The following is a 1,218-nucleotide window of genomic DNA, read 5'->3' on the forward strand; positions in this document are numbered from 1 at the left end:
TCATTTTTATGACCTACTGCAGCCGCTATTACATGAGGTGCTAGTCCTTTGTAGTCGTATAAGTACTGCACATAAAAATGTCTAAAAAAGTGGGGAGTGATTCGTATATTCTCCGTAAAGGGTAACTTTGTATCCTTAATGATTTTAGAAATATATTGTGATAAATAATTTTCTTTATAAGCAGTATGATTCTTTGTTTGAAATATAGTCTCACCATTTTTATTTCCAATGTCCACAGGTAATCGTCTCCGGATTCGAAACGCAACAATCCGATTAAAAATCTCCTTATTAATAGAAACAATCCGTTCATTATCTCCCTTTGTATCAACTATTAAATAGTAACGTCCACGTATAGCGTCATATTCAAGGTCTTTCCACATTGCGTGCGCTACTTCTGCAACACGTAATCCTGTAGTAGCCAGAACCGATAGTAAAGCATAATTGATTTCATTATCCTTATAGTAATGAAGCAATTGCTTCACTTCCTCATATGATAACTCGCGTTTTGGTTTATGTTGTTTATTAACGGTAGTACTTAGAATTTCCACATGAAGAGGTTCCTGGATATATTGAATTTCATATAGCCATTTCAAATACGAACGGACCACACCAAGTTTCCGACTAATCGTAGATGCTTTGTATTTTTCTTTTGATTGATAGGAGATTGCCTCCTGGGATAGCCATTTTTGATAGTTACGTATATGTCGCTTTCTTAAGTTCCTCCAAACTTGGCCGACTACATAATCTTTAACATCTTGCTGCAGAAACTCTGTGCTTTGCTTAATAAAAAAATAAAATTGACTTAGATCACGAGCATATAGAGTCCTGGATGCATCCTTTATACGTTTTTCTTGGTCAAAATGTGTTTGCCGATTTAAATAGTAATACAATATTTCCTCATCTGAAAATCCCTCATATGTATATGAATCTTCTCTTTCGTTATTTTCCTTTTTAAATTCAGCTTCATTTATATAATCTTGATTCCATATCGCAATTATGTTTGAGAAATTTTGTTTTTGTTTCTCTATATTTTCTAAAAAAGTTTCACTATGAATTGTATTTAATTTAAATTCCATTGTTACTCAACTCCATATTAATTCCTTTTATATCTAATATTATAACTGAATTACATTCAAAGTTATTTACATAGTTAGATTAAATTTTATAAAAATGAAAGTGTAAAACAACCATAGAAAATCTCCCATTTTCTATGGTTAT

General features: G+C 31.6%; 1 protein-coding gene. It reads right to left on the reverse strand.

Annotation, left to right across the window (positions count from 1 at the left end):
• Positions 1-1,076: tyrosine-type recombinase/integrase (locus tag CQZ94_RS30765; RefSeq protein WP_105588441.1), on the reverse strand; the 1,076-nt coding region annotated here is incomplete at its 3' end.
• Positions 1,077-1,218: the final 142 nt, after the last annotated feature.

This window comes from Bacillus sp. MYb209 (assembly GCF_002975175.1).
GTDB lineage: Bacteria > Bacillota > Bacilli > Bacillales > Bacillaceae_G > Bacillus_A.